General features: G+C 68.6%; 4 protein-coding genes and 2 pseudogenes. 3 read left to right on the top strand and 3 right to left on the bottom strand.

The annotated features are described in order from the left end of the window. Together AC3EUJ_RS36925 and AC3EUJ_RS36920 are read right to left on the bottom strand one after the other, a co-directional pair. Positions 1 to 678: pseudogene (locus AC3EUJ_RS36925) on the bottom strand (aldehyde dehydrogenase family protein); the annotation flags it as partial. Between the two features lie 595 nt (positions 679 to 1,273). After that, on the bottom strand, positions 1,274 to 1,840 hold the full coding sequence (locus AC3EUJ_RS36920; protein WP_431969336.1) for a Uma2 family endonuclease: 567 nt from the start codon (positions 1,838 to 1,840) through the stop codon (positions 1,274 to 1,276). 481 nt (positions 1,841 to 2,321) lie between these two features. Between AC3EUJ_RS36920 and AC3EUJ_RS36915 the strand changes: the two are divergent. Then, positions 2,322 to 2,504, top strand: a pseudogene (locus AC3EUJ_RS36915) (IS256 family transposase); the annotation flags it as partial. 334 nt (positions 2,505 to 2,838) lie between these two features. On the opposite strand, the gene AC3EUJ_RS36910 reads toward AC3EUJ_RS36915, so the two are convergent. Further along, on the bottom strand, positions 2,839 to 3,420 hold the full coding sequence (locus tag AC3EUJ_RS36910; protein WP_431969334.1) for a TetR/AcrR family transcriptional regulator: 582 nt from the start codon (positions 3,418 to 3,420) through the stop codon (positions 2,839 to 2,841). A 151-nt stretch (positions 3,421 to 3,571) separates the two neighbouring features. Between AC3EUJ_RS36910 and AC3EUJ_RS36905 the strand changes: the two genes are divergently transcribed. Beyond that, a complete protein-coding gene (locus AC3EUJ_RS36905) occupies positions 3,572 to 4,777 on the top strand; it encodes an acyl-CoA dehydrogenase family protein (protein ID WP_431969332.1) in 1,206 nt (401 codons plus the stop codon). 76 nt (positions 4,778 to 4,853) lie between these two features. Then, positions 4,854 to 5,369, top strand: a complete 516-nt coding sequence (locus AC3EUJ_RS36900) for a flavin reductase family protein (RefSeq protein WP_431969330.1) — start codon at positions 4,854 to 4,856, stop codon at positions 5,367 to 5,369. Positions 5,370 to 5,415: the final 46 nt, after the last annotated feature.

Below are 5,415 nucleotides of genomic sequence, written 5' to 3'. Positions count from 1 at the left end.
ATCTCATCCCCGGCGATCGTGGCCACCGACCGCCCCGCAGGTTCGCTGCCGGTCAGCGTCGCGGCGGCCAGCCGCCTGTCCCGCAGCACCTGCTCCACCCTTCCCGAAGAGATCAGCAAGGTCTGGAAAACATCGTCGGGGAATCCCGCGTCGTGGAAGAGCCGCTCCATGTACAACGCGGTCTGCGGCACATTGGAGGCGTGCTTGAGCAATCCGACGTTGCCGGCCATGAGAGCCGGCGCGGCAAAACGCATGGCCTGCCACAGCGGGAAGTTCCACGGCATCACCGCCAGAACCACGCGGAGCGGCTGGTAGGTGACGTACGTCTGCTTGGCACCGACGACGCTCTGGCCGTCCCCTTGACGGTCCTGCAGGAACCCCGGGACCTCGGCAGCGTAGAACCGCAGCCCCAGCACGCACTTGGCCACTTCCTCTCGGGCTGCCTTGAGCGTCTTTCCCATCTCCGTGGTCAGCAGTCGGGCGACGGCATCGGACTCATTCTCCAGACGGTCAGCCGCTTGCCCCATCCATCCCGCTCGCTGCTCGGGTGCTGTCAACCGATATGCCGCGGCAGCAGCCGTCGCCCGGGGCAAGCTTGTCTTCGAGTTCATCGGGGGTGATTTTATCGAAGCTCTTGAGGACCTCGCCCGTAACGGGACTGATCGTTGCTATAGCCATGATTCAAGGTTATGGCTGTCTCACCAGGTGGCAATTTGTGCCGGCATAAGGTCTTCTTCCGATCCTGAGGCTGATGGCTTCAGCACACGACGATGTCGCAGTGCCGGTCTCCGCACGAGGGGAGCAGTCGGGACCGACCGCTCATCGCAGGCTCGCCCGGCAGATCGCGGCATCCACCGCGTAGTACGGCAACGAGTGGGGAGCCCCTGAAGCGATGCAGAGGTTGTGGATCACGGTGCTGTCGGCCTGCACCCCGGCGACGCCGTCGTCGCGAAGGGTTGGTTCGGTCCGTGCGGAGGTCGTTGCTGAACGGCGGGGTGCGCGTCACCGTCGCCGCTGGTCCGCAAACCGCAGGGCCCCCAGGGGCCCCGCCCACGCTGGGGACCGGTTCCCCGGAGGGGCCGACACGGAAGGTCACGACCTTCGTGTGGGGTTCCGACCAGCATCGGGCAGTCACCGGCCACGCGCCGACCTGAAGCACAGGTGAGCGACTTTCGGTCTCCGTTCGGGGTCACGCCTGGGCGTCCGAATGGCGGCGCATAGACGACCTGTCCCGCATGCATGCTGTGATCAGGTGGTGGCAGTGCCGCCCAGGTCAGATCGAGCTGAGGCTGATCTCAAGGGGGAAGGGAACCGCGGTTTTGACGACGTCGGTGAAGACGTCCCCGTCCCGGTAGACCCCGGCCGCCGGGTCGAGCAGGTAGGTATACACCAGCGGGACCCCGTTGGCTGTCTGCTCCACACGCCAATAGAAGGAGATCCCCGCCTTGGCGTACTGCTCCATCTTCACGATACGGTCCGTGGTCTCCGAGCCCGGCGAGACCACTTCCACGACCAGGAGCACATGCTCCGGCCTCGTGGGGGTGATGTCGATCGTGTCCGCCCGGTAGACCACGACGTCGGGGCGGCGGTTCGTCAGCGGAACATCCTGCAGTCGGACATCAAAGTCCGTGTCGGCATTCCATTCCGGCGACGCCGCAGCATCCAGGGCATTGGCCAGGAATCGGGCCAGGCGATTGTGGCGTTTGGACGCGCTCGGACTCACCACGACCATCCCGTCCACAATCTCGATGCCCCTGCACTGCTCCGCAGACCAGGAGTCGTACTGCGCCGCGGTGATCGGTGTGTGCATCCACTCCGGCGCAATCATGTCAGCAGTCACGGCGTACCTCCCTCGAAGCAGCAATGGTCCTGAGGTGACCCCGCTCAGTCTATGAGACCAGCGTGTATCACTGTCCATCGTTGCCGGCGCCACTCCAAACGCGACCCGACAGCGCCGTGTCCGATCACCGTGTCCCTAGCCTTCGGTCGACGCTTGCAGATCGGGGCCCCGGTCTGCTGTTAGCAGGGGGCCTGCCACGGCGCAGGGCTGGACGCGAGCGTGATGGTTCGCGGTGTGTCCGTTATCCCAGGGCCGAGGTTCCGTGCCCGTCGCCTGCTGGGGCGACGGGCACAGCCGGCTCGTCATGGCCCCGTAGCCCGATCGGATCGGGAGAATCTGCGCACCTCACGGGCCAGCTGATCGGCTCTCCAGCGTGCATGCACACATCCAGGACATCCCCCGAACGAAGGCACCCTGCCGCTCGACCATGATCGGGACTGTAAAAAGAACGGTGTAACTCCCGATCAAGGAAAAACACCTGATGAGCGACGTGACTGCCTCTGTTGAGGCGGTTGAAGAGGTCCGGCCGGTCGAGCTGTCTGCGGACGTGCTGAACGATCAGTTGATCGGGCAGCTGGTCGACCGGGCCCGCGCGAGCGGCCTGCAGTTGACCGGTGAGGGCGGGCTGCTGCAGCAGCTGACCAAGCGGGTGCTGGAGTCGGCCTCATCGCCTTCCGCGCCGGCCAGGGCGACCGGCCTACCCCGTCTGGATCGGCCGCACCGATGACGGACAGGTTGGTTGCGTCGTCGTCGACTTCCAGCTCCTTTCCGCCGGCCGGGGAGAGTAGGGATTCACTGACCCTTGGAATTGATCATCCAGGGGCGAGCTTGGGTATGTCCGGGGCGCGTCACGGCGCGCCGTCCGCTTACCCACTGCCGTCGGAAGCCGACGAGAGGGCGCCAAGGGCGTGTGGGAGCCGTGGCGTGATCCGGGCGAAGGGCGCCGCTCCCAGCCCGTTGCGCGGTCCGCGACCCGTAAGAGCCCCGACCGGGAGGGGTCAGGGCCGCAGCGCCTGGAGCGTCAGTTCGGCGTACCTGCGCCACAGGGCCGGGTCCCGCACCGCCAGGTTGACCAGTTGCAGACACATGCCGCACAGCACCACGCGCAGGTCGAGCGCCGAGGCGTCCGCGCGGACCAGCCCGGCGGTCTTGGCCGCCTCCATGAGGCCGACCAGCCGGTCGACCAGGGAGGCGATGTGCGCCGTCGACCGCCCCTCCGCGAACGCCTCCGACAGCAATCGGTCCCGGGCCAGGTTCTCGAAGAGCAGGATCACGTACGTGCTGAAGGCGTGTGCCGTGTCGACCCGCGCCATGGTGGGTTCTGTGGCCCGGTCGAGTTCTGCCAGCCGATGCTGTACGACCGCCTCCACCAGGTCCTCCTTGGTCGGGTAGCTGCGGTACACCGTGGCCTTGCCCACGTCGGCACGTTCGGCCACCTGCGGCACGGTGCCCTGCAGACCGAGCTGCCCGAAGACCTCGAGGGCCGCCGCGAATACGCGGTCGTGGTTGCGGCGGGCGTCGACCCTCCTGCGGGGGGCCGCCTGCGAGGTGTTCTGCGGGGTCGTCTGCGCCGGGTTCATCCGTCCATTGTCCTGTCTCGGGTGGTGCCTTTGCTGCCGCGCCTTCGTCTTGCGTCCCGCCGCCGAGGGCGCGGCCTAAACGGACCCACGGGTTCGGTTATAGTGGACAGCAGAGGCGGACCCTTGGGTCCGTTTAGTCTTCCCTGGAGCCATGATGCCTGTGCTGACCACTGAGGAGCGTGCCACGCTCCCCGATCCGACCCGGGAGCTCATAGAGGCGAGCCGCGCGATCGCGCCCGTGCTGCGTGGTCACGCGAACGCCGCCGAGCGCGAGAGCCGGCTGACGCCCGAGGCGACGCGGGCGCTGCGGGAGGCGGGGCTGTTCCGCCTCGGCGTGCCCCAGCGTTTCGGCGGCCATGAACTGTCTCCCGCCGCCGCCCTCCAGGTGTCGGCCGACTTGGCGCTCGCCTGTCCCTCGAGCGCCTGGGTTGTGATGGTCTCCTACGTCGCGCAGCAGATCGCCGCGTCCTTCGGCGACCAGGCCCGGTACGACTTGTGGGGCGAGAGCCCCGACGTGCCCATGTGCGGCGTGTTCGGCAGTACGGGGACCTCGTCCAGTCCGGTGGAGGGCGGGGTGGTCGTCTCCGGCTCCTGGTCGTGGGCGTCGGGATCACATCAGGCCGAGTGGGCCCTCCTCGGCGTCCCGCTGCCCGGCGCCCGGGGAGTCGTGCCCGAGCGGGGGCTGGCATTGGTCCCGGTGTCGTCGCTCACCATCCGCCGGACCTGGGACATGGCGGGCTTGCGCGGCACCGGCAGCGACACCCTGGTCGGTGAGGAGGTGTTCGTCCCGCACCACCGGCTTCGGCGCTTCATGGACGTCGTCCAGGGCAAGGGCCTGCCCGAAGAGCCGCTGTACCGGATCGCGCCGGGGTCGATGACGATCGTCTCCATGGGACCGCTGCTGGGGATCGCGCGCGCGGTTCTGAAGCTCACCCTGGAGGCCGTCGACGGGGGCAAGCCGATGGCGATGTCCCTGCACGCCCGGCTAGGCGACTCGCCCAGCGTGCAGGCTGCGCTCGCCGAGGCGGCCACGCTGATCGACTCCGCCGAACTGCACCTGATGCGCTCGGCCGAGTTCATCGGTGCGGCGGCGGACACGGGGAGCACCTCCACGCTGCTGGAGCGCGCACGGGTGCGCATGGACGCCGGGCACGCCTCGGCGTGTCTGCGCCAGGCGGTGCAGTCGCTGCTGACGGTGAGCGGGGCAGGCAGCTTCTCGCTCGCCAAGACCATGCAGCGTCACTGGCGCGACCTGGAGACCGGATCCCGGCACCCCACCCTCAACCCTGGGCTCGCCAAGGAGATGTACGGGAGGGCGCTGGTGGGCGACGAGCGGCCGGTCAGCCCGATGGTCTGAGTCGTGGACCTGGCCGCGGCTCCGCGGCCCGTATCCCTCCGGGCGAGCGCCGCTCACCCGGGACGAAAGAGGAACCATGTCCCAGCTCGCCGTCCCCGCGGCCACCAACAGCGCCGTGCGCGAGGTGCTCGGGCACTTCGCGTCCGGAGTCCTCGTTGTCACGGCCGACGGGCCCACTGGCCCGATCGGTCTCACCTGCCAGTCCTTCGTCTCGTTGTCACTCGATCCCCTGCTCATCGCCTTCGCACCGGCGCGCACGTCGCGGACCTGGCCGCTCGTCCGGGAGGCGGGCGCCTTCGGGGTCAACGTCCTCTCGGCCGGCCAGGCCGCGACGAGCGCCGCGTTCGCGCGCTCGGGAGCCGACAAGTTCCACGGGGTTCCGTGGTCGCCGGGGGCCGGCGGAGCGCCCCTGCTGCAGGATGTGTGCGCCTGGCTCACATGTGAACTGTGGAACGAGTACGACGGCGGCGACCACACCCTCGCCGTCGGCCGGGTCCTCACCGTCGGGGCGGACCCCGGACGAGAACCGCTCATCTTCCACCGCAGCCGGTACCGCGAACTCGCACCGGCCGTCCCAGAGTGCTCGCTGTGAGCGGACGGACACGCTCGCCGGGGACCGGCCGGATCGGACTCCTCTT

Source organism: Actinacidiphila sp. bgisy160, from assembly GCF_057707815.1.
Note: the sequence above shows the minus strand (reverse complement) of the source record. Positions and strands in the feature narration are given on the sequence as shown.